Origin of the sequence: Arthrobacter sp. CC3, from assembly GCF_039907775.1 — a bacterium.
Lineage (GTDB): Bacteria > Actinomycetota > Actinomycetes > Actinomycetales > Micrococcaceae > Arthrobacter.
Genome location: NZ_JARCCY010000108.1, coordinates 1 through 930 on the forward strand (window position 1 = coordinate 1; position 930 = coordinate 930).

Annotated in this window: 1 protein-coding gene; it reads right to left on the reverse strand. The window is 62.4% G+C overall.

Annotation, left to right across the window (positions count from 1 at the left end; genetic code table 11):
• Positions 1-136: 136 nt before the first annotated feature.
• Positions 137-421: an HU family DNA-binding protein gene (locus tag PV761_RS24195; protein ID WP_028271010.1), complete on the reverse strand. Its 285-nt coding sequence runs from the start codon at positions 419-421 to the stop codon at positions 137-139.
• Between the last annotated feature and the right edge of the window lie 509 nt (positions 422-930).

Consider the following 930-nt stretch of genomic DNA (forward strand, 5'->3'; position numbering starts at 1 on the left):
AAACAGAAAACACCCGCCGATCAACACACCGGCACGAACCAGCGACCATCACCGACCATCATGAAAAATCGAGGTTAACGCAAAGGGAGCGGCAACCCTCAGGTTGCCGCTCCCTTTCAAGCGTTGGACGCCGGTGCTACTTCTTGGAGACAGCAGCCTTCAGCTTGGAGCCAGCGGTCAGCTTGACGCTGTGGCCAGCGGCGATCTGGATGGTCTCGCCGGTCTGCGGGTTGCGGCCGGTGCGAGCTGCACGGTCGGTGCGCTCAACTGCGAGCCAGCCCGGGATGGTGATCTTCTCGCCCGCGGCGACAGAGGTCTCGAATACCTCGAACAGTGCATCGAGCACGGAGTTGACGGCTGCCTGGCTGGTGCCGGCCTTGCCTGCTACCTCTGAAACAAGTTCACTACGGTTCTTAGCCATTGATGTCCTCCTGGACGGTCATGATTTCTGGAGCCTGAACGCGGCGTGCGCACAAGCCACTGTTCGAAAACTTACCAGCTTGCCGCGGTCAGGTCCGCAAATTCCGCGTGTTTCCGCCATTTTTTGAGGTAAATCACCGGTTTTGAGGCCTTTTGGCCCCGTATTTCGCCATCAGCGGACGGTCGCCGCAGCTCCCGCATGGACGGGCCAGAACGCTCTCTCACCTTTCGTGCCCGCCCCGGCAACGCTCTCTCAGTTCCTGCGGGTTCCAACCCGACGCTCTCTCACCGGGGGGTTCGACGGCGGTGGTTGGGTTGGGTGCCTGGCCGGCGTGGCCGGGCGGTGCCGGTGGTGGGAGAGGGTTCGTCTGAACGGCCCGGGAAGTGCGGGTGGGTTGCCCTGGGGGTGCACGTTCCGGGAGTGGGTTTGCGTGGTTGTGGTGGTTAAAGTGGGAGAGCCCCAACCGTGTGGTTGGGGCTCTCGACCTGAATGGTGTTCCGGCGGTGACC

Bases quoted from the DNA above. Each gene is read 5' to 3' on its own strand.
- PV761_RS24195 (WP_028271010.1), bottom strand. From the start codon at position 421: ATGGCTAAGAACCGTAGTGAACTTGTTTCAGAGGTAGCAGGCAAGGCC.